16 protein-coding genes are annotated in these 20,577 nt (G+C 66.6%); 3 read left to right on the forward strand and 13 right to left on the reverse strand.

All coding sequences use genetic code 11. The features are described 5' to 3' along the window. Positions 1-777: 777 nt before the first annotated feature. The 3 genes from BXA07_RS15070 to BXA07_RS15080 form a co-directional block, all read right to left on the reverse strand. A complete protein-coding gene (locus BXA07_RS15070; protein ID WP_170909669.1) occupies positions 778-2,229 on the reverse strand; it encodes a serine hydrolase domain-containing protein in 1,452 nt (483 codons plus the stop codon). 304 nt (positions 2,230-2,533) lie between these two features. Further along, complete coding sequence (locus BXA07_RS15075) at positions 2,534-3,001, reverse strand: MepB family protein (RefSeq protein ID WP_076568736.1); 468 nt, start codon at positions 2,999-3,001, stop codon at positions 2,534-2,536. After that, positions 2,998-3,231 (reverse strand): hypothetical protein, encoded by a 234-nt coding sequence (locus tag BXA07_RS15080; protein ID WP_076568737.1) that lies wholly within the window; start codon positions 3,229-3,231, stop codon positions 2,998-3,000. The genes BXA07_RS15075 and BXA07_RS15080 overlap by 4 nt, the downstream gene beginning before the upstream one ends. Positions 3,232-3,324: 93 nt before the next feature. Between BXA07_RS15080 and BXA07_RS15085 the strand changes: the two genes are divergently transcribed. Beyond that, entirely contained in the window at positions 3,325-3,687 is a 363-nt protein-coding gene (locus BXA07_RS15085; protein ID WP_076568738.1) for a TfoX/Sxy family protein, read from the forward strand. Here the strand turns inward: BXA07_RS15085 and BXA07_RS15090 are convergent. The 7 genes from BXA07_RS15090 to BXA07_RS15120 all read right to left on the reverse strand — a co-directional run bounded on the left by BXA07_RS15090 (position 3,676) and on the right by BXA07_RS15120 (position 13,437). Then, positions 3,676-4,680, reverse strand: coding sequence for a 2-hydroxyacid dehydrogenase (locus BXA07_RS15090; protein ID WP_076568739.1), 1,005 nt, complete (start codon positions 4,678-4,680; stop codon positions 3,676-3,678). The genes BXA07_RS15085 and BXA07_RS15090 overlap by 12 nt on opposite strands. An 86-nt stretch (positions 4,681-4,766) precedes the next feature. Further along, on the reverse strand, positions 4,767-5,957 hold the full coding sequence (locus BXA07_RS15095; RefSeq protein WP_076568740.1) for a hypothetical protein: 1,191 nt from the start codon (positions 5,955-5,957) through the stop codon (positions 4,767-4,769). Positions 5,958-5,986: 29 nt separating this feature from the next. Continuing rightward, complete coding sequence (locus BXA07_RS15100; protein WP_076568741.1) at positions 5,987-7,177, reverse strand: hypothetical protein; 1,191 nt, start codon at positions 7,175-7,177, stop codon at positions 5,987-5,989. A gap of 2 nt (positions 7,178-7,179) precedes the next feature. Continuing rightward, positions 7,180-8,766 carry an MBOAT family O-acyltransferase gene (locus BXA07_RS15105; RefSeq protein WP_076568742.1) on the reverse strand — a complete coding sequence of 529 codons (1,587 nt, stop codon included), beginning with the start codon at positions 8,764-8,766 and terminating at the stop codon, positions 7,180-7,182. Further along, positions 8,756-9,829, reverse strand: a complete 1,074-nt coding sequence (locus BXA07_RS15110) for a glycosyltransferase (RefSeq protein ID WP_076568916.1) — start codon at positions 9,827-9,829, stop codon at positions 8,756-8,758. Before BXA07_RS15110 ends, BXA07_RS15105 begins: the two co-directional genes overlap by 11 nt. A gap of 35 nt (positions 9,830-9,864) precedes the next feature. Next, entirely contained in the window at positions 9,865-11,334 is a 1,470-nt protein-coding gene (locus BXA07_RS15115) for a lipopolysaccharide biosynthesis protein (protein ID WP_076568743.1), read from the reverse strand. 18 nt (positions 11,335-11,352) lie between these two features. Then, positions 11,353-13,437: a glycosyltransferase gene (locus BXA07_RS15120; RefSeq protein WP_244556288.1), complete on the reverse strand. Its 2,085-nt coding sequence runs from the start codon at positions 13,435-13,437 to the stop codon at positions 11,353-11,355. 131 nt (positions 13,438-13,568) lie between these two features. Here BXA07_RS15120 and BXA07_RS15125 point away from each other — a divergent pair, with 131 nt between their 5' ends. Both BXA07_RS15125 and BXA07_RS15130 read left to right on the forward strand, forming a co-directional pair. After that, positions 13,569-14,861, forward strand: coding sequence for a putative O-glycosylation ligase, exosortase A system-associated (locus tag BXA07_RS15125; protein WP_076568745.1), 1,293 nt, complete (start codon positions 13,569-13,571; stop codon positions 14,859-14,861). Continuing rightward, entirely contained in the window at positions 14,858-15,793 is a 936-nt protein-coding gene (locus BXA07_RS15130; protein WP_076568746.1) for a polysaccharide deacetylase family protein, read from the forward strand. The genes BXA07_RS15125 and BXA07_RS15130 overlap by 4 nt, the downstream gene beginning before the upstream one ends. Here the strand turns inward: BXA07_RS15130 and BXA07_RS15135 are convergent. The 3 genes from BXA07_RS15135 to BXA07_RS15145 are packed head-to-tail and all read right to left on the reverse strand — an operon-like array spanning position 15,702 to position 20,493. Continuing rightward, positions 15,702-17,645, reverse strand: coding sequence for an asparagine synthetase B family protein (locus BXA07_RS15135; protein WP_076568747.1), 1,944 nt, complete (start codon positions 17,643-17,645; stop codon positions 15,702-15,704). The genes BXA07_RS15130 and BXA07_RS15135 overlap by 92 nt on opposite strands. Continuing rightward, positions 17,642-18,865 (reverse strand): pyridoxal-dependent decarboxylase, exosortase A system-associated, encoded by a 1,224-nt coding sequence (locus tag BXA07_RS15140; RefSeq protein WP_139335612.1) that lies wholly within the window; start codon positions 18,863-18,865, stop codon positions 17,642-17,644. The genes BXA07_RS15135 and BXA07_RS15140 overlap by 4 nt, the downstream gene beginning before the upstream one ends. Before the next feature lie 26 nt (positions 18,866-18,891). Further along, a complete protein-coding gene (locus tag BXA07_RS15145; protein WP_076568748.1) occupies positions 18,892-20,493 on the reverse strand; it encodes an acyl-CoA ligase (AMP-forming), exosortase A system-associated in 1,602 nt (533 codons plus the stop codon). Positions 20,494-20,577 lie beyond the last annotated feature (84 nt).

Here is a 20,577-nt window from a genome sequence, read left to right on the forward strand (position 1 = left end):
GAATAACGAAACGCCGATTCAGGCGATGAAGAAATGGCAGGCGAAAAAGCCGGAATTATTCGTTAAGCGTGTTTATAATCAAGCGGGTCTTGACAAATAGGTACAATCGCCGATTTCAATGTTGGGGCCGGTGATGATATTTTTCAGAAAGCCGATTTGCGGGAATCCAGGCGACCATACGCTCACAGGCGGTTTCAGCCTGCCAAACATAACTTCATGCATGGTTATTTCCGTTAATGATGCATCCAATAGAATGTCCGCAGTTGGACGACAGCGTCCTTCTGCTATCCTTTTCTGCGCACTTAATCAATGCCCATTTCATCAAGCCAAGATTCAAGTCCGAGCTCTTTTGCGGTTTGGAATCCGGATCTAATGACCGTCGTTTCCAATGGCTGCTCCTGGCCGATAACGGAAGCACTACGCGGCTATCCAGATTGATTCGAACTCTTGATGGGAAATCGCACTGTACCCTGGCTCTGATAAATCGAGAGGTTTTTCTGATATGCCGCCAAATTCGTCGCTCTCATTCTCGGTACTATAGCAAAGCAGCGGACCAGAATCGTACTGTTCAATTTGTCGCGTAACCCAGCCCGCACCATCGGCTTCAAAGTACCACCAGGACGTGCCCCATGCATCGTACCTGTCACCTCTAGTCACGTCCCAGTGTCTTTTTACCTAACTTGGCATACTTAAATTGAGTAATGAAGGGGGAGCATCAGTTGTCCGCTTCTGGTCGATTCCCGTCGTAGCCAGGTTACGTCCCGAAGCGGACATTGCTCAGGGATTTGTGTGCCGGAGCTTTTCCAGTTCTTCAGCCGCGTGGCGATTGCCTGGATCCAAGGCCAATACCTTGGCGTAGCCGGCGCGAGCGCCTTCGCGGTCTCCCGATGCCAGCAGGGCTTCAGCCAAACTATCGTGGACGTTATGGCTAAGGGGATAGGCTTCCGCATTCCAGCGAAAGACTTCGATAGCGGCTTCCGGCTGGTTCTTGCGCAACAGGCTATAGCCAAAAGCGTTGAGTGCAGATTCGCTTACATCGTATGTTGTGGACTCGCGTGCTCCCAAGCGGATGTAGGCGGCACGCATTGCATCCAGGCCCTCGCGAAACAAGATCGGACTGAGGGCAGCCTGCAGGCTGCGTCGCGGCAAGGCTACCGGTTTGCCGTGCACAAGGTCGGCAATGTCTCTTGCCATCGCGACCACCGTCGCTCCCTGCCAGGCATTGTCAAGAATGACGATCGCCACATGATCGGATAAGGAGCGCACAAATATGCTCTGGTAGCCAGGGACGCTTCCCGTATGCAGAACAACGGGAAGTGGCGTGTCTTTTCGTACGGCCCAGTCCTCGACCTCCCAGCCGTAACCATAGCCCTTGCCTCTATTGGCAAACATCTCGCGCTGGGACGTCTGGTTGAGCAGGCGGCCACCGGCCAGCGCAGCGTCAAAGCGCACCAGGTCGAGCGCCGTCGCATATAGGCCCGCCGCGGAATAAGATACGGATGGATCGATATACGAGGGCAGTACGCGCGTGCCATCGTCGGCCTGGACGGTTCCCTGTGCGAGTTTCGCGATAATTGTGCGGCCATCGAAGACACCGCTGTCCTGCATGCCCGCCGGTGCAAAGATATATTGTTTCATATTCTCGGCATAGCTTTTCCCGGTGGCCGCTTCCACTATCATTCCGAGCAAGTAATAGCCGTTGTTGTTGTAGCGCCAGGTCCCGGGTTCGCTTGCCAATACACCAGGAATCCATTCGCTTGCGAATTCTTTGGGCGTGTAATGACGGCGTGCATCCCTGCTCCAGAATGGATCGGTGTAGCGAGATGGCAGATCGGCCAAGCCGGACGTATGTGACAGCAGCTGTCGCACCGTTATTTTCCCCGCGCCAGTACCCGCATACGCGGCGGGAAGGTAGGTGCCAACGGTTTCATCCAGGTTGATACGGCCGATCTCCGCGAGCCGCATGATCAAGGTCGCAGTGAGCGGCTTGCTGAGTGAACCGATACGAAATACGCTATCGTCGGTGACCGCCACCTTCCATTGCGGCTGTGCCATGCCAAAAGCGGCCTGGTAAATGGGCTGGCCATCGCGCGCGACCAGCACTACGCCGCTAAAGTTGCGCTGTTCAGCGTAAGCGCGAACGAGCTGGTCAAGCGTGCTTGCCTGGACATTGACCGCGGCACTCACGGCAAATACGAGCGCACATATCAGGCCTATCGGTTTCTGCATGATTTCCCCTTGGTTGGCAGCGTCGTACCCGCCGCTCATGATAATAAAGGCTTAACAATACGCTGTGATTTTTCACCGCTTGACAGCCATGCGACGGGCCGCTCGAACAGAGGGACAGAAGGCAAACTGGCCAGATAGATGGAAATTAGATGGAAATGGTTCTCGCGCAATTGCTTGGGCCGGCTACTGGCCGGCTGCTATCGTTGCCGGCTGAAGTCAGCGCTGGCGCTCCCGGAACCCGGTTTTTCAAGGCGTTCTGACACGCCAGCAAGGCGCGGAGACATGCAACGGTAGACGGCAACAATCACTGCTCCAGCAGCTGTTCCAGCCTTCGGTGATCCCCCGCCGCCACAAACCATTCCCCCTGCCAGCGCTGCGTGCGCCGCGCCTGGGGCGCTTCCGGCGCGCACCACGGCGGGTACACGCGCAGCGCGCGCTTGCCGCCAGTGCCCGCGCGCGACATCACGCCCCGTTCCAGCAGCACGGCGCGGGAAAAGATGAAGAAGCCGTGCCGCGCGCCGTCGCCGTCGGACACGGCGATGACGACGGCATCGACGGGGTCGGCCTCATCGAGCGGGGCGATGTCGGCGTCGGGATGGGGGCGCTTCCAGACGGTGACGAACTGGCCGGTTTTCGTCGGCGTGGTTTTCGCCACGCGCAGGACCAGGCGCTTGCCGTGCAGGTCGGCCCGGCAGGCGCCGTACTCCGCGCTCTCCGCTTCCGGCACGGGCGCTTGCGGCAAGCCCAGGAAAGCCCAGGGACTGGCCTTCATTGCGCGCTGAACTCGGCCGCGGCCTTCGCCGCCCGCAGCGCCTCGGCGTGGCTGGCGAACGGGCTGTCGTAGCCGTCGACCGTGCCGTCCTCGTCGACAAAATACAGCCACCAGCCGTCGCCCTGCTCGCGGATGGCCGTCTGGCCCGGCGCGCAATGGGTTTCAACCGGCTGGCCGGCGGCCAGGGTGGCGATGGTGATGCCGCGGTGAATAATGTGTTGGGGTGGCATGGCAGCTAATGCAAAATAAATAATGGCGATAGTGTAGCCGCGCCCGCCTGTCCTGGCCAGTGCGCTACACTATTGCTTCCTACGGAGAACAATATGGCATCACAGCAAGGCACGGTGGATTTTCTGCTCGACCAGATGGCGGGCGCGGGCAGCGTCAGCGCGAAAAAGATGTTTGGCGAGTACGGCCTGTATTGCGACGGCAAGATGTTCGCCATCGTCGCCGACGACATGCTCTTCATCAAGCCGACGGATGCGGGCCGTGCCTGGATCGGCGCGCAAGGCACGCTGCAGGAAGCGCCGCCCTACCCGCAAGCCAAGCCGTATTTCCTCATCGATGGCGGGCTGTGGGACGAGCGCGACTGGTTGTCCCAGCTGGCGCGGCGCACGGCCGATGCCTTGCCGCAGCCGAAACCCAAGCCGCCGCCCAAGCCCAGGAAACCGGCATCAAGCAGCTAGTACGCTGTTCTCGCACGCCTTGCCTTCACGGAAGCACGCCAGGTTGTGATACGTGATGGCGGCGATTTCGCGCAGCGCTTCGATGGTAAAGAAACCCTGGTGGCCCGTCACCAGCACGTTCGGGAAGGTCATCAATCGCTGGAAGATGTCGTCGTCGATGATGTCGGACGAGCGGTCCTGGAAGAACAGATTGCTTTCCTGTTCGTAGACGTCGATGGCCAGGGAGCCCAGCTGGCGCGATTTGAGCGCCTCGATGACGGCGCCCGTGTCGATCAGGCCGCCGCGCGAGGTATTCACCAGCATGGCGCCCTTCTTCATCAGCGGCAAGGTTGCTTCGCTGATCATGTGGCGCGTGCTCTCCATCAGCGGGCAATGCAGCGAGACGATGTCGGATTCGGCCAGCAATTGCGGCAATTCCACCATCGTGCCCAGCTGCGCGAACGCGGGCGCCGGATATGGGTCGTGGCCCAGCACCGTGCAGCCGAAACCCTTGAAAATGCGCGCCGTGGCCAGGCCGATCTTGCCCGTGCCGACGATGCCCACGGTCTTGCCGTGCAAGGTGGAACCGAGCAAGCCGTCGAGCGAGAAATTGCCTTCGCGCACGCGGGCGTAGGCGCGGTGCGTGTGGCGGTTCAGGGTCTGCACCAGGGCCAAGGTGTATTCGGCCACGGCTTCCGGCGAGTAGGCGGGCACGCGGGCAACGAACAGGCCCAGGCGTTTGGCCGCTTCCAGGTCGAGGTTGTTGTAGCCGGCGCAGCGCAGCAAGATGGCGCGCACGCCGTAGCCGTGCAGCGCTTCGAGCACGGGCGCGTCGAGCACGTCGTTGACGAAGACGCAGACGGCATGCGCGCCTTGCGCCAGCACCACGGTTTCCTGGCTCAGCAAGGCGCTGTGGTAGACCAGTTCGATGCCGGCGGCGTCGGGCTGGGACGGCAAGGCTTCGTCGAAGAAGCGGCGGTCGTAGGGCTGGCTGGCGAAGAAGGCGATTTTCATGGGGCGTCCTGGAACTTGCTGAATGGCAAAACATCATCATAGCGCAAGCGCCCTGCTTCCCGGCGTACGCCTGGCCCCGTACTCGCCTATTTGGGCTCGCGCGGCAAGGTCAGCACGTGGCGCAGGTAGGCCGTTTCCTCGGCGTGCTGCGCGTGGTAGCGTTCGCGCGCGGCGCGCATGGCCGCGTGGTGGGCCGCGATGCTTGCCGGCGTCAGCTCGACGCCGAAATCGGCCGGCACCGGCACGGCGCCGCCGAACAGGCGCGCCAGGATGAAATGGCCCACGTTGTCGCGGTAATGCGATGCTTCCCAGTAATAACGCATTTCGCGCATGCCCGTCACCTGCGGGATAGGCTCGCTGGTGATGCTGTTGAAGCCGGAAAAATCGTACACGCGCACGTCGCAGCCTTCGCTGCGGTAGCGCTGCGCCAGTTGCGCCAGGTCGCGCTGCCAGGTTTCCATGGCGTCCCACTTGCCGCGCCAGTACAGGGCGTCGAGCGTGAGCGCGTGCGTGGGATTGATGTACAGGCGCAAGTGCGTGCCGCCCCGGCACAGCTTGCCGACGCTGGCATCGAAGGCTTGCAGCGCGGGCGCCGTCGGCCCCAGGCCGTCGCCGAATTCCTGCAGCCGCGGCGTGAACGCGCGCGCCGTGCCCGTCCAGGTACGGTGGCGACTGGTGAGGCAGGACTCGTCGCGCTGGCCGTCCAGGGCCAGGCTGGACAGGCAAACGCCGTCGTAGGTGCCGCTGAGGATGCGCCAGGTGTCGCGCGTCATGTCGACGGTTAGGCCGCGCTTGATGTTGAGCAAGGCGCGCCGCGCGAAAAATGCGGGGCCGGGATCCGTCAAGCCCGGCTCCACGCCGGCCGTACCCAGTTCCAGCGAGAACGAAGGCGCGTCAATGCCCCACACCATGGTGTCGACATGGCTGACCCTGGCAGCGTGCTCGGCCAGGCGCATGGCTTCGCCGATCGAGGCGCCCGAGACGGCGCTGTTGAAGATGCTCTTGCCATCGAACAAGGCGCGCACCCTGGTGGGCAAGCCCATTTCCGTGCGCGAATTGCCGATGTAGACGATGGCGGGCCGGTAGCGCGCCACGGCATAGGTCTTGCCCCACACGCTGAGTTTTTCTGTCGTCGGCCGCAACCGCTGCAGCAGCGGGCTGTCCCACTGATGCAGCAAGTACGGATCGACGCGGTAATTCACGGCGGAAATCAGGGCCAGCGCGGCCAGCGCGCAGGCAAGGAAGATGGCGAGGTAGCGGCGGGCGGAAGTGTCCATAAGCAGAATTGGAAGTTGAGAAAGGACGTTCAACGTCGGATCAAAGGCCCGTCCAGCACCTGCTGCGCGTAGGCCGTTTCGCGCGCGTGCTCCGCGCGGTAGCGGTCGCGCGCGGCACGCGTGGCCGCCTGGTGGACGGCGACGTTGGCTGGCGTCAGCTCCACGCCGAAATCGGCGGGCACCGGCGTGCCGCCGCCGAACAGGCGCGCGAGGATCAGGCGGCCCACGTTGTCCCGGTAATGCGACACTTCCCAGTAATAATGCATGTCGGGCTTGCCGCTGACGAGCGGGGTCGCTTCCGTCGTGATGCTGTTGAAACCGGAAAAATCAACCAGGCGCACGTCGCAGCCACGCTGGCGGTGGCGCTCGGCGATGTGCACCAGGGTGCGCTGCCAGGCCTGCATGGCCTCCCACTTGCCGCGCCAGTGCAGCGCGTACAAGGTCAGCGCGTGCGTGGGGTTGATGTACAGGCGCAGGCGCATGGCGCCACGGCACAGCTTGCCGATGCTGGCGTCGAGCGCCGGTGTCGACGGCGGCGTCGGCCCCGCGCCATCGCCGAATTCCTGCAGCCGCACGGGGATGGCGTCGCTGGTGCCGAGCCAGTGCGCGATGCCCTTGCGGGTGCAGCTCTCGTCGCGCTGGCCGTACACGGCCAGGCTGGAGCGGCAGGTATCGCCCGCATGGCCGGTCAGGATGCGCAGGCTGTCCTGCGTCATGTCCACGGTCAGGCCGCGCTGCAGGTTGACGAGGGCGCGCCGGGCAAAAAAGGCGCGCCCTGCCCCCGTCAGGCTGTCCTCCACGCGCGCCGCCCCCATCTCCAGGGAAAAGGTGGGCGCGTCGATGCCCCACACCATGGTCTCGACATGGCTGACCCTGGCCGCATGTTCGGCCAGGCGGATGGCGTCGCCGACCGAGGCGCCGGACACGGCGCTGTTGAACACGCGCTTGCCGTCGAACAGGGCGCGCACGCTGGTCGGCAAGCCCATTTCCGTGCGCGAGTTGCCGATGTAGATGACGGCCGGCCGGTAGCGCGCCACGGCATAGGTCTTGGCCCAGGCACCGAGCTTTTCATTGATCTGGCGCGGACGCTGCAGCAAGGGACTGTCCCACTGGTGCAGCAGGTAGGGATCGACCTGGTAATTCAGCAGCGAGACGGCGCCCAGCGCCAGGCCAACGCAGGCGAGGAAGCAGGCAAGATAGCGGCGGGCGGCGGCGTCCATGGTCAGAACTGGAAATAGAGAAATTCCGTGACCCGGTTCATGCCGAAGATGCAGGCGACGAACAGCGCGGCCAGGCCCACGCTCCAGCGGGGTGTGGGGCGCCAGCTGAAGGCCCAGCGCCCCGCAGGCTGAAAGATTCTTTCAATGGCAGGCTCGTAGAGAAAGAAAATTTCTTGCGTATTCGGCGCCTTGAAGGCCAGCAGCATGGCCCCCAGCAGCACGGGCAAGCCGGGACCGGCCAGTTCGATCCAGCGGATGCCGTCGAATCCGGGCTTCCAGCCCCATTGCGCCAGGCTGGACGCGTGGCTGGCCAGGCCGCGCGGCAGGCTCACGCCGTTCGCCCCCACGAGCGCGCCGGTGATATCCCAGGCCGTGGCCACGTCGGGCGCGCGGAAGAAGATCCAGGCCAGCATCACGGCAAGAAAGGTCAACAAGGTGGACCACCAAGCGGGCCACCAGCGCAGCCGGCAGTACCCCGGCGCCGCGCCGAACGCGCGCTGCCACGCCTGCTGCAGCACCAGGTACAGGCCGTGCAAGCCGCCCCAGATGACGAAGGTCCAGCCGGCCCCATGCCACAGGCCGCCCAGCAGCATGGTCAGCATCAGGTTGCGGTAGCGCATGGCCTCGCCGTGGCGGCTGCCGCCCAGCGGGATATACAGATAGTCGCGCAGGAAACGCGACAAGGTCATGTGCCAGCGGCGCCAGAAGTCCGCGATATTGGCCGCCTTGTACGGCGAATTGAAGTTCAGCGGCAATTTCACGCCGAACAGGCGCGACAGGCCGATGGCCATGTCCGAATAGCCGGAAAAATCGAAATACAGCTGGAAGGTGTAGGCCAGCACGCCGATCCAGGCCTCGATCAGGGTCGGCTGGGCGCCGGCCGCGAAGACGGGGATGGCCAGCGGCGACAGGTTGTCGGCGATCAGCACCTTCTTTGCCAGGCCAATCGTAAAAATCGACAGGCCGATGGCGAAGTTGGCCGCGCGCGGGCGGGCGTTGGCGGGGTTGGCGAACTGCGGCATCATGTCGCGGTGGTGCAGCACGGGGCCGGCGATCAGGTGGGGAAAGTAGCTGACGAACAGCACGTAATGGATGAAGCGGTACTCGCGCACTTCGCCCCGGTAGCAATCGACGAGGAAGGCGATCTGCGTGAAGGTAAAGAACGAGATGCCGATCGGCAGGATGATGGCCAGACCGTGCCACGGCAGGCTGGCGGCATCGGCCCCGGCGGCCTGGGCGACGGCGTTCACGCTGTCGATGAAGAAATTCGCATATTTGTAGTAGGCGAGCAAGCCCAGGTTCAGCGCCAGCGCCGCCACCAGCACGCGCTGGCGGGCCGCGCCCGCGCTGGCGCCCAGCAGGCGCCCGGCGCCGTAGTTGACGCAGATCGAGGCCAGCAGCAGCGGCAGGTAGCGCACGTCCCACCAGGCATAGAAGAACAGCGAGGCCAGCGCCAGCCAAGTGGCGTGTGCCAGACGGCGCCAACTGGCGGATGCGCTGGCGGCAGGTGCCCAGCGGTCCAGCAAAAAATAGCCGGCCAGCACGACGGGCAGGTAGGCGAACAGGAAGGCGAAGGAATTAAACAGCATGCTGCCTCCTGGCGGGCAAGGACTGCGCCTGGTAGTAATAATCGGCGATCTGCGCCGCCACCCTTTCCCACGTAAAGCGCTGCACCAGCGCCCGCACGCGCGCGCGCTCGGGGGCCAGCGCCAGCAGTTCGTGGATGGCCTGGCGCTGCGCGGCGCCGTCGTCCCAGCCCACCTTGCGCAGCGCAAACGCGGAATCGGGCAAGTCGAGCGCGCTTTGCGACGTCATGACGACGGGCGTGCCGGCCGCCAGCGCTTCGAGCACGGAGAGCGGAAACACTTCGCCCTGGCTGGGCAGGGCCGCCACGGCCGCCGCATGGTAGGCGCTGGCCAGCAGCGGGTCGGCATGGTCGAGCGCACCGAGCCACCTGACATGCTGCAAGTCCAGCAATTGCTGCAGATAGGCCTGCTGTTCGCGCGGCGCGGCGCCGATCAGCACGAGTGGCAGGCCGGCGCCCGTCAGCGCCCTGGCCAGGCCCAGCTGGTTCTTATATGGTGAAATGCTGCCCACCATCAGCACGAAAGGCCCGGCGATGCCCGTCTCGCGCAGGAACAGGTCGCCATTGGCCGAAAAGAAATGCGGGTTGATCCCGTTCGGCAAGACGCGGATGGCCTGGGCCGGCAAGCCGAAACCCTGCACGAGGGCGTCGCGCTCGGCCTCGCCCAGCGCGATGACGATCCTGGCCAGCTGCAGGGCGCGCCGCGTCTGCGCATAGCTCGTCTGCACCATCCAGTCCGTCAGCCGCCCCGCCAGCCGGTCGGCCAGCCGCGCGCGCCAGGCGCTGGCGCGGTTCCAGCTGGGCGCCATCAGCGGCGACAGCACCACGGGCACGCCCAGCTCGGTGGCCGTTTCCAGGATGCGGTAGGTGCCATTGCTCGCCGAAAACACGTGCAGCAGGTCGAAATCGGCCAGCCGCTCGTGGTTGGCGTCGACCAGCTGCACCTCGAGCGGCCTGGCCGGGTTCGCTTGCAGGCGGTTCAGGGCGGCGATGGTTTCGCGCACCTGGATCTGCAGGCCGCCGTCGCGCTGGAACAGCATGGGATAGGACAAGATACCGACACGCATGGTCATCCTTTCGGGCGTGCGCCGGCGGCGGCGCCTCACAGCGGTGATTTGGCAGCCGGCCAGCGGCTTGCCAGCTTGCGTTGCAACAACAGAAACTCGGCCGCGATGTCATGTTTCAACAGAAAAATCCCGGCGATCCAGCACAGCAAGGTGGCCAGCGCCGTGCCCGCCAGCGCCAGCAGCGGAATGGCGTGCGGCATGTCGGCCGGCATCCACAGCAGCATGCACAGCGGCGGCGGACTGCTGATCGCGCACAGGGCCAGGCTCTTGCGCAGGACAGGCAGCAGCACGCGCCAGTCGAGATTGCTGAAGCGGCGCAGGCAGCCGTAGATCAGCCAGCTGCGCACGAGGGTGCTGAACACGACGGCCCAGGCCACCGCCACCAGCCCGAACGGCGCCGCCAGCAGCAGCGCCGCCACCTTCAGCCCGCCCGCCCACGCGTCGAGCCGGGCCTGCACGCGCATCTGGCCCGTCGCCACGAACAGGTAGCGGGCCATGCTGAACATGCTATACACGGCCGAGGACAGGCACATGATGCGTATCAAGGGCGTACAGGCGCTCCATTGCGGGCCATACAACACTTTGACCAAAGGCAAAGCCATACAGGCGAGAAACAGGAAAAAGGGCCAGGCCAGCGCCGTCATATAGCTGACCGTGCGCACATACACGGGCCCCGCCCCGCCCGCCTCGCGGTCGCGCGCCGCGAACAGGGGAAACACGACGGGCGAGATGGCGCTGGTGATGGCCTGGTTAAAAATGCTCAGCATGCTTTGCGTCTTGCCGAAGAGGGCCAGGCTTTCGATATCGATCATCTTGCCGATCACCAGGTCCGGCGCCACCACGCCCGCCTCGTCCACCAGCCCGCCGCCCGTCGCGTAGGCGCCGAAGGCAATGATGGACCTGATGCCGCGCCGTCCCGGCAGCCACGGCAGTTCGCGCGGGCGCACGACGAGGCTGGTCAGCAGCGAAGCCGTGGAACCGGCCAACACGGCCGCCACCAGGCTCATGTAACTGTGGCCCAGCAGGGCCATGCTCACGCCCACCAGCAGGTTGGTGACGCTGTTGGCCGCGTTGATCGCATAGATGGCGCGAAAGCGCAGTTGCCGGCGCAGCAAGGGCAAGGTCAGCGCGCTGAACGGGATCAGCAGGAAGTTGATCGACAGCAGTTGCAGCACCAGTTGCAGGCGCGGTTCTTCATAGAAACGCGCGAGCGGCCCGCTGGCGGCCAGCACCAGCGCCGCCAGCAGCCAGGCCACCGCCAGGCTGGTGGCCAGGGCGGCGCGCAATTTTTCCGTCGTCAGGGTCTTTTCCTGGATCAGATACTGGCCCACGCCAAAATCGCGCACCACCTGGGCCATGGCCACGAGCACGGCGCCCAGCGAATACACGCCCACCTCGGCCGGCGTCAGCAGGCGCGACAGGATCATCGTGGCAACTATGCCCAGCAGCAGCACCGTGTACTTCTCGGCGAAGGAAAAGAAGAAGGAATGGCGCGTGGCGTTCATCCGGGCAAGCTCCAGGTGCTACACGAGACCGGCATAGAACTGGCGCAGCTGCTGCTCCAGCCGTTGCATGGAATAATGCTGTAGCGCTTCCAGGCGGGCCTGGCGTCCCATGCGCTGCCGCCGCGCCGGGTCGCGCAGCAGGTCCGCCACGGCCTGGCAGGCGGCATCCCCGTCGCCGGGCGGCAGCAGCAGCCCCCCTTCGCTGTCGTGCAGGATGTCATGGGTGCCCGGCACGTCCGTGCCCACGGCCGGCACGCCGCACGCCATGGCCTCGATGGTGGCGATGCCGAAACCCTCGTTTTTACTCAGCAGCAGGTGCAGGTCGAAGGCCGGCATCAGCAGCTCGACGCGCTGCCGGAAGCCGGCAAACACGATTCTGTCCTGCCATCCCGATTGCTGCGCCTGCAGCCGCAGCCGTCCTTCCAGCGGGCCCGTGCCCACCAACACTAAATACAAGTTGGGAAACTGCGGCGCCAGCCGCGCGAACAGGGCCAGCAGCGCCTGCGGACGCTTTTGCGCCGACAGCCTGGCCACCGAGCCGATCACCAGGGCGTCCGGCGGCAAGCCCAGCTGCTTGCGCGCCAGCGCTTTGCGCTCGGGCGAGACGGTGAACGTGTCCGTATCGACGCCGTTCGGGATCACGGCCAGCCGCGTCTGCGGCGCCAGCATGCCACGGTACAGGTCGAGGAAATGCTTCATGGCCGAGGCCGACACGGCATACACGCCCTTTACGCTGCGGAACGCTTCCTGCAGCAGCGGCTGCTGCCAGGCGCTGAACGGTTCCGGGGGAAACGCGTTGTGCACGCTGATGACGGCCGGCAGGCGGCACTGATGCGCCAGCCACAGGATGGAGGCGCCATACGTCGTCCAGCAGAACGCCACGTGCACCAGGTCCGGCCGCAGGCGGCGCAGGCGCCAGGCGCCCGTGAGCCGGGCGCGCAGCAGGTTCCAGCGCCGCCACGCCCAGTGCTCGACGAACAGCGGCGGCTCATACACGCGCACCTGCAGCTTCTGTGCGCGCAAGCCTTGCATCCATGCGGCAAGACCGGGAAAGCGCCGCAGTCCCAGCACGCTGTCATAACCGTTTGCGCCCAGTATCGTCGCCTCTTGCGCCATGCGCAGCTCCATGCCGCCCAACTCGCCGGAATAGCTGGTGATGACGACGCGCGGCAAACGCTTTCGGCGGCCGCGCCACGCTTCATGGAAGTAGCCGCGCAGCGCGGCCATTTCCCAGCTGCGCAGGAACAGCGTTTCGCGGTCGCCCCGCAGCCAGGCGCGCGCGCGGGCCGCGCCGTCGCGCAGGTAGCGGCCCAGCATCCAGCGCGGCACGCCCAGCCATTCCACGCTGGGCGCCGGGACGACGAGGCGGCACTGGCCCCGGCCAAACAGGAAGGAACGGCGCAGTATCCAGGCGCGCCGCACCTGCTGCACGCGGATGATGTGCGCCACCCTGGCTGCCGGACAGAACCAGGAAGGGTTGCCGGAGCGGTAAATTTCCAGGTTCAGCTTGGTTTCGCTGCCCATGGCGTAGCTGTTGCCCTGCGGGCCGATGCTTTCGTCATAGCGGGCGCCCGCCTCGAACAGGCGGCGGCGTATCGCCATGTTGGCGCCCCAGGCGAGGCCCGGATACACGGGGCCGTCGCGCAAATCGGGGCTGGTGATGCCCCACGTCAGGCCCACGGGGGTCAGGCGCAGCAGCCAGTCGGCCGGCCGTTCCCGCCAGGCGGGCACGATGGCGCCGCCGAACAGGCCGTAACCGGGATGAGCGCGCGCGCAGTCCTGCAGGCGGCACAGCCAGTCCGGCGCGGGCATGGCGTCGTCGTCGCCGAAGACGAACAGCTCGGCACCGTCGCCGCTGCAGCGCAAGGCGTGCTCGACAGCCCCGTTCAGGGCGGGGCTGCGGCCGCGCCGCGCCACGTGGACGCAACTCAAGGGCAGCCGGCCGCGGAAGGCGTCGATGATACGGGCCGTGGCGTCGCTGCTGCCATTGTCGGCGATGACGAGGCGCCAGCCGCCCGCGGGCGGACGCAAGCCCGTGTAGGCGCGCAAGACCTGGGGCAAGGTGCCGGCGCCATTGTAGGTCGCCATGAGAACGGTCAACAAGGACAAGCCTCCTTCGTCTTACCATGACAAAACTTTGTACGAAACCGTGTTGATCCAGTGTACCCAGCCTGCCCGCCAGCCCGTTGACAGGCATCAATACCATGCGGGCACAACCAGGAGCGTCCCCTGTCATGCGCGACATCTTGATAACCATCATCATCCTGGGTTCCCTGCCCTTCATCCTGAAGTCGCCGGCCATCGGCGGCCTGATGTGGGTGTGGGTCAGCGTGATGAACCCGCACACGCAGGCGTGGGGCTTTGCCACGCACTTGCCGTTCGCCTTCATCATCGCCATCGCCACCATGCTCAGCCTCGTGATGACGCGCGAACCGAAAAGCCTACCCCTCACGCCCGTCAGCGTGCTGCTGCTGCTGTTCGTTGCCTGGATGAATGTCACGGCCCTGTTTGCGCTGCTGCCCGACTCGTCGTGGGTGCAGTGGAACAAGGTCATGAAGATCATGCTGATGAGCTTTGTGATCATGATGGTGATACGCACGCGGCGCGACATCGCGCGCCTGATCTGGGTGCTGGTGGGCTCGATCGGCTATTACGGCGTCAAAGGCGGCATCTTCACCATCCGCAGCGGCGGCACGGAGCGCGTGTGGGGGCCGGAAGAAACGTTTATTGGAGATAACAATTCACTGGCCCTGGCCCTGATCATCACGATTCCCCTCATGTATTATCTGCAGCAAAACAGCGACAGGCGCTGGCTGCGCCACGGCTTGTCGGCGGCCATGCTGCTGTCGGCGCTGGCCGCGCTGGGCTCGTATTCGCGCGGGGCGCTGCTGGCCATTGCCGCCATGGTCCTGTTCATGTGGCTGAAAAGCGGGCGCAAGCTGGTACTGGGCGCGCTGCTGGGCCTGGTCACGCCGCTGCTGCTGGCCTTCATGCCCGAGCGCTGGGCCGAACGCATGGACACCATCAATACCTATGAGGAAGACAGTTCCGCCATGGGCCGCCTGAATGCGTGGCGCATGGCGTGGAACCTGGCGCGCGACCGCTTTCCCGGCGGCGGCTTCGATGTGTCCGACGGCGCCATCTTCGCCCGCTACGCGCCCAACCCCATGGACGTGCACGCGGCGCACAGCATCTATTTCCAGGCCCTGGGCGAACACGGCTTCGTCGGCTTGCTGATCTACCTGGCGCTGGGCATCGCCACGTGGCGCACGGCGTCGGCCATCATCCGCCTGACGCGGGGCCAGGCCGAGCTGCGCTGGGCGCACGGCCTGGCCACCATGAGCCAGGCCAGCCTGATCGGCTTTGCCGTGGGCGGCGCCTTCCTCAGCCTGCTGTATTTCGACATGCCGTACTACCTGATGGCGGCCCTGATCGCCACGCGCATCGTTGTCGAGCGCGCATTGCGCGCGCCGGCACCCACGCCGCGCCAAGCCAAGTCCGGCGCCGCCGTCGCGGAGCAGCCATGACGGCGGCACTGTCCATCCTGATCTACCACCGCGTGCTGGCGCGGCCCGACGCCCTGTTTCCCGGCGAAGTCGATGCGGTCCTGTTCGAGCGCCAGCTGCGCCTGCTAAAGCGTTTTTATGCGCCGCTGCCGCTGGCCGAAGCCGTGCAGCGCCTGCAGGATGGCAGCCTGCCCGCGCGCGCCGCCTGCATCACGTTTGACGACGGCTACGCGGACAATGCGCAGGTGGCCCTGCCCCTGCTGCTGAAACACGGCCTGCACGCCACGTTTTTTATCGCCACGGGCTACCTCGATGGCGGCCGGATGTGGAACGACGCGGTGATCGAGGGCGTGCGCCATGCGCCCGGTCCCCGGCTGGACTTGCGGGAACTCGGGCTGGACCGCCTGCCCGTCGCCAGCCTGGCGCAGCGGCAAACGGCCATCGCCACCCTGCTGGGCCAGCTCAAATACCTGCCATTTTCCCAACGCCAGCAGCTGGCCCTGCAGATCCGCCGCCAGGCGGGCGCGGAGGCGGGACCATCGGCCATGCTCAGCACGGCGCAGCTGCGCCAGCTGCAGGCGGCCGGCATGGGCCTGGGCGCGCACACGGCCAGCCACCCCATCCTGGCCACCCTGTCCGACGGCGCCGCGCGGCGCGACATCGCCCACGGCAAGCGGCAGCTGGAAAGCCTGATACAGGCGCCCGTCACGCTGTTTGCCTATCCGAACGGCAAGGCGGGCCGCGATTACGGCGCTTCCCACGTGGCGATGGTGCGCAGCCTCGGCTTCACGGCGGCCGTCGCGACGGACTGGGGCGTGGCCCGCCCCGGCGCGGGGCTGGACCTGCTGCAGCTGCCCCGCTTTACGCCGTGGGATCGAGGACGGCTGGCGTTTCTGTGGCGCTTGCGGCAAAACCGCCGGCCAGCGCGCCCAGCGCCGCCGGGTGGTGGCTGAGCCACTGTTCCAGCATCATCAGCAGCCACACCATGGTGCCGTGGTAGGCCGGGTGCTGCGCCAGCAGCCGGCACTGCAGGTCGTCGATGAAGGCGGGCCGCACGATGCCGCGCCGGCGCAGCTGGGCCAGGTTATCGAAGGCGAAGTCGCGCAGCGGCGCATGGCGGTGCAGCCACAGGCCGAACGGCAGGCCAAAGCCGTGCTTTTTCTTGCGCACGATGGCCGGCGGCAGGATGTCCGCCAGCGCCCGCTTGAAAAACGGCCGCAGGCGCATGCCGTCGAGCTTGTCCTGGGGCGCCAGGCGCGCGGCAAACGCCACCATCGCGTCGTGCAGGAAGGGAAACGCCGCTTCCACGCCGGCCAGCTCGCACGCCGTGCGCACCTTGACCAGGTCGTTGTCGGCCAGGGTAAAACGCATGTCCAGCGCCAGCAGTTCATTGATCTGGCTCAAACCCTGGCCTTGCCGCTCCCAGTACGCGCCATTCAGGCAGCCGGCCGCCATGCCGGGATCGATGGTGTCGATGAAGCCGTCTTCCAGCACCGCGCGGTAGCCATGGCACAGCAGCAGGTTGTGGCTGTCCAGGCGGGCCGGCAACGGCAGGCTGGCCTGTTCGATGTAGCGGCGCGCCTTGCCGGCCAGGCGCCACGGCTTGCCCGCGCGTTCGCGCAACAGCAGCGGTTCGATGACGGCCTGGCGCAGCATGGCCGGCAGGCGCCCGTACTGCGACAGCAGGGCCTGGCGCGCATAGCGTTCATTGCCACCAAACAATTCGTCGCCGCCGTCGCCGCCCAGCAGGCGGATCACGCCATCCTCGCGCGCCATCTGCGCGCAGTAGAAGGCGGGAATGGCCGAGGCGTTGCCGAAGGGCTGGTCGAAGGCGGCCGCCATGGCGGGGATGGCGGCCAGCACGTCGCCTGGCGTCACGTAGCGCTCGTGGTGGATGCTGCCCGCGTGGCTGGCGGCCAGGCGCGCATACGCCATCTCGTCGTAGCCGGGCGCGTCGAAGCCGATCGAATACGTGCGCGCGGGGCGGCCCGTCACCTGGCCCACGATGGCGGCCAGGGTGGAACTGTCGGTGCCGCCGCTGAGGAAGGCGCCCGTGCCGCCGCTATCGCCGCCCAGGCTGCTTTCCACGGACAGCCGCAGGAGGCGCAGGAATTCCTGCTGCTTGATGGCAAAACTCGCGCGCGTGCGCGCATACGCGCGTTCCTGGAATTCCAGCTGCCAGTAACTGCCCCTGTAGCGGCGCCCGGCGCGCACGTGCAGGTATTCGCCGGGCAGCAGCCGCTGCTGGCCCACATAGGCCGTGCCCGGTCCGGGCACCATGTGGTGGTACAGATAATGGTACAGGGCTTGCGGGTCGAGCGCGGCGCGCACGGACGGATGGGCCAGCAAGGCATCGAGCGAGGAGGCGAAGAACAGGCCCTGCGCATTGCTGGCATAGCAGAGCGGGTGGATGCCGGCCCGGTCCACGGCCAGCACGGCCGAGCCGGAAAAGGCGTCGAGGATGGCCAAGCAGAAAGGCCCCGAGAGGCAGGCGCAGGCGGCCACGCCCCGGCTCAGCCACAGGGAAGCGAGGCGGCCCGCCACGTCGTCCGCCGAACCGTGCAGCATGGGCCGGCCCCAGATGGCCACCTGCAAGCCATCCTGCTGGTACAGGTGGCGGCTGCCGTCGATGGCGGCCACGGCCACGGCGCCCGTGTCGCCAGCGTCCAGGGCCAACGGCGCGCCGTCAAAGCGCGACAGGGGCGCGGCCATGCGCGCCAGCACGGCCTCGGGTGTGACAGGGGGGGCGGCGGCAGGCTCGGGCACGGCGCCGCAGCGGGCCATCCAACCGCACAGGCCGCTCATACGAGCACCTCGGCCGGCAAGGGGTGGCCGAGGAAGGCCGTCGGGCTGGCCGTCAAACCGTAGGCGCCCGACTGGAACACCACCACCAGGTCGCCCTCGTGCGCGCGCGCCATCTCCATCTGGTCGGCCAGCAAGTCCAGCGGCGTGCACAGCGGTCCCACGACGGACGCCACTTCGCGCGGCCCCGCATGCAGGCGGTTGCCGATGGCGACCGGGTAATTCTTGCGGATCAGCTGGCCAAAATTGCCGGAGGCGGCCAGGTGATGGTGCAAGCCGCCGTCCGTCACTAAAAATACTTGCCCATGCGACGCCTTGCGTTCGAGCACCTTGCACACATAGATGCCCGCTTCGGCCACCAGGTAGCGGCCCAGTTCCAGGTTCAGCCGTGCGCCGGGCGCGGCCGCCCGCACGATGGCCAGCTGGGCCTGCAAGCCTTCGGCCACGGGCGCCAGGTCCAGCGCCTGCTCGCCGGGAAAATACGGTACGCCGAAGCCGCCGCCGATATTGAGCACGCGCAAGGGCGACGGCGCACTGTCGGCCAGCTCCAGGGCCAGGCGCACGCTGTGGGCCTGTGCCTCGGCCAGGGCCGCCGCCGACAGGCTTTGCGACCCGGCGTAAATGTGAAAGCCGTGAAAATCCAGGCCCAGCTGGCCGATACGGCCCAGCAAGGCCGGCACCAGGGCCGCGTCGACGCCGAACGGCTGCGCGCCGCCGCCCATGCGCATGCCCGTGCGGCGCAGCGCGAAATCGGGATTGACGCGCACGGCCACGCGCGCCGTCACGCCCAGCCGTTCGCTGGCCAGCGCCGTCCTTTCCAGCTGGGCGCCGGACTCGATATTGATCAGCACGCCCGCCGCCACGGCGCGCGCCAGTTCCGCCTCGCTCTTGCCCGGCCCCGCAAAACTGATGCGTTCGGCAGGCATGGGCGTGTCGAGCGCCGTCGCCAGTTCGCCGCCCGAGGCCACGTCGATGCCGTCCACCAGCGCCGCCAGCAGCTGCACGACGGCCGGCATGGGATTGGCCTTCATGGCGTAATGCAGATGCACGCCGGAAGGCAAGGCGGCGCGCAGTTCGGCCACGCGGCGCACGATGTGGCCGCGCTCGTAGGCATAGAACGGCGTGCCGCCCACGCGCTGGGCCAGGCGGCGCAAGGGCATGCCGCCCACTTCCAGCATGTCGCCGGCAACGGCGAATTGTCGCAAGGCCGCGTGCGGCGGCATGGCGGGAGACTGCAGGCCGGGACCGTTCATGTCGATGCTCCTGGTTGGACAGCATGGGCTTGCGCCAGTTCCCGCGCCAGCAAGGGGCGGTCGATCTTGCCGTTCGGATTGCGCGGCAAGGCATCCGCCCGCACCTCGATCCACAGCGGCACCATGTAGGCCGGCAGGCGGGCGCGGCAGGCAGCCAGCACGCTGTCGCGCAGCAATTCCACGCCCGGCGCGGGCGTGACGAGCAAGGCGATGGCCTGGCCCAGCACGGGGTGCGGCACGCCCAGCGCGGCCGCCTCGCCCACCAGGCCGCTCGCATGCACGACTTCCTCGACCTCGGCCGGGCTGACCCGGTAGCCCGAAGTCTTGATCATGTCGTCGCTGCGGCCGACGAAGTACAGATAGCCGTCCGCATCGCGGCGCACGGTGTCGCCCGACCAGACGGCCAGTTCCGGCAGCACCAGGCCGCTGGCCTGCGGCGGCAAGGGCTTGAAGCGCTCGGCCGTGCGCGCCGCATCGTTCCAGTAGCCGAGCGCCACCAGCGCGCCCCGGTGCACGAGTTCGCCCGGCTCGTCGGCGTCGCAGACGCTGCCGTCGGGACGCAGCACCAGCACTTCCGCGTTCGGGATGGCTAGTCCGATGGAATCGGGACGGCGCTCCAGCTGTTCCGGCGCCAGATAGGTGGAGCGGAACGCTTCCGTCAGGCCATACATGAGGAAGACCTGCGTGCGCGGCAGCGACAGGCGCAGCTTGGCGAGCGTGGCGCGCGGCATCACGCCGCCCGAATTGGTGATGTAGCGCAAGGGCGTCGACAGGGGCCAGCTCAGCTGCGACAGCTGCACCCACAGGGGCGGCACGGCGGCCAGGCCCGTGATGGCTTCCTGTTCCACGGCTTCGACGATGTCGCGCAGCAGCAAGTAATTCATCAGCACGGCGCAGGCGCCGCTGGCGAACGCCGTCGTCAGCTGGCTCAGGCCGTAGTCAAAACTGAGGGGCAGCACGCACAGGATGCGGTCCTGCGGCGTGTTGCGCAGGTAGCCCGAGACGCTGAACGCGCCGGCCAGCATGTTGCGGTGGGACAGCACCACGCCTTTCGGCCGCCCCGTGCTGCCCGAGGTGTAGAGGATGGCCGCCATGTCCGTGTCGATCACCGCGTGCGGCGTCCGCTGCGCGCTGGCGCCCAGGTCCAGCGCATCGGCCCAGGACAGCAGGCGCATCCCGTCCAGGCTGGCGTCCAGGCCCCGCTCGCCCGTCAGCAGCACCGTGCGCAAGTCCGGGCAGGCGGCCAGCGCCGGCCCCAGCTGCGCCAGCCGCTCGCGCGAGGTGACGAGGATGGCGACATTGCAGTCGGCCAGGATATACGCAACCTGCTCCGGCTTGAGCAGCGGGTTGACGGGCACGAAGACGCCGCCGGCCGCCGCCGCGCCGAACATGGCGCTGACGTTTTCCGGGCGCTTTTCCAGGTAGACGGCCACGCGCGCGCCGCGCGCCAGGCCCAGGGCCAGCAGGGCCCAGGCGCAATCGCGCACGCACTGCGCCAGCGCGCCATAGGCCAGCGCCTCGCCCTGCCACGACAGGGCCGGCGCATCGGGCGCGCGCCGCGCCGTGTCGAAGATCAACTCGTGTATCAGTGTCGCCATCGTCTCGCCCCCGGGTTGCCATGATTGCCATGCATCCCCCTATGATTCAGACAAACGGCCACGGCGGTCTTGATTTTGATCAAT

This window comes from Janthinobacterium sp. TND4EL3, from assembly GCF_900156175.1.
Lineage (GTDB): Bacteria > Pseudomonadota > Gammaproteobacteria > Burkholderiales > Burkholderiaceae_D > Janthinobacterium.

What these genes read in the sequence shown, in the direction of transcription:
- BXA07_RS15090 (WP_076568739.1), bottom strand. Translation starts at nt 4,680, where the DNA reads ATGAAAATCGCCTTCTTCGCCAGCCAGCCCTACGACCGCCGCTTCTTC.
- BXA07_RS15085 (WP_076568738.1), top strand. Translation starts at nt 3,325, where the DNA reads ATGGCATCACAGCAAGGCACGGTGGATTTTCTGCTCGACCAGATGGCG.
- BXA07_RS15135 (WP_076568747.1), bottom strand. Translation starts at nt 17,645, where the DNA reads ATGAGCGGCCTGTGCGGTTGGATGGCCCGCTGCGGCGCCGTGCCCGAG.
- BXA07_RS15125 (WP_076568745.1), top strand. Translation starts at nt 13,569, where the DNA reads ATGCGCGACATCTTGATAACCATCATCATCCTGGGTTCCCTGCCCTTC.
- BXA07_RS15095 (WP_076568740.1), bottom strand. Translation starts at nt 5,957, where the DNA reads ATGGACACTTCCGCCCGCCGCTACCTCGCCATCTTCCTTGCCTGCGCG.
- BXA07_RS15140 (WP_139335612.1), bottom strand. Translation starts at nt 18,865, where the DNA reads ATGCCGCCGCACGCGGCCTTGCGACAATTCGCCGTTGCCGGCGACATG.
- BXA07_RS15080 (WP_076568737.1), bottom strand. Translation starts at nt 3,231, where the DNA reads ATGCCACCCCAACACATTATTCACCGCGGCATCACCATCGCCACCCTG.
- BXA07_RS15145 (WP_076568748.1), bottom strand. Translation starts at nt 20,493, where the DNA reads ATGGCGACACTGATACACGAGTTGATCTTCGACACGGCGCGGCGCGCG.
- BXA07_RS15105 (WP_076568742.1), bottom strand. Translation starts at nt 8,766, where the DNA reads ATGCTGTTTAATTCCTTCGCCTTCCTGTTCGCCTACCTGCCCGTCGTG.
- BXA07_RS15070 (WP_170909669.1), bottom strand. Translation starts at nt 2,229, where the DNA reads ATGCAGAAACCGATAGGCCTGATATGTGCGCTCGTATTTGCCGTGAGT.
- BXA07_RS15130 (WP_076568746.1), top strand. Translation starts at nt 14,858, where the DNA reads ATGACGGCGGCACTGTCCATCCTGATCTACCACCGCGTGCTGGCGCGG.
- BXA07_RS15115 (WP_076568743.1), bottom strand. Translation starts at nt 11,334, where the DNA reads ATGAACGCCACGCGCCATTCCTTCTTCTTTTCCTTCGCCGAGAAGTAC.
- BXA07_RS15110 (WP_076568916.1), bottom strand. Translation starts at nt 9,829, where the DNA reads ATGCGTGTCGGTATCTTGTCCTATCCCATGCTGTTCCAGCGCGACGGC.
- BXA07_RS15100 (WP_076568741.1), bottom strand. Translation starts at nt 7,177, where the DNA reads ATGGACGCCGCCGCCCGCCGCTATCTTGCCTGCTTCCTCGCCTGCGTT.
- BXA07_RS15075 (WP_076568736.1), bottom strand. Translation starts at nt 3,001, where the DNA reads ATGAAGGCCAGTCCCTGGGCTTTCCTGGGCTTGCCGCAAGCGCCCGTG.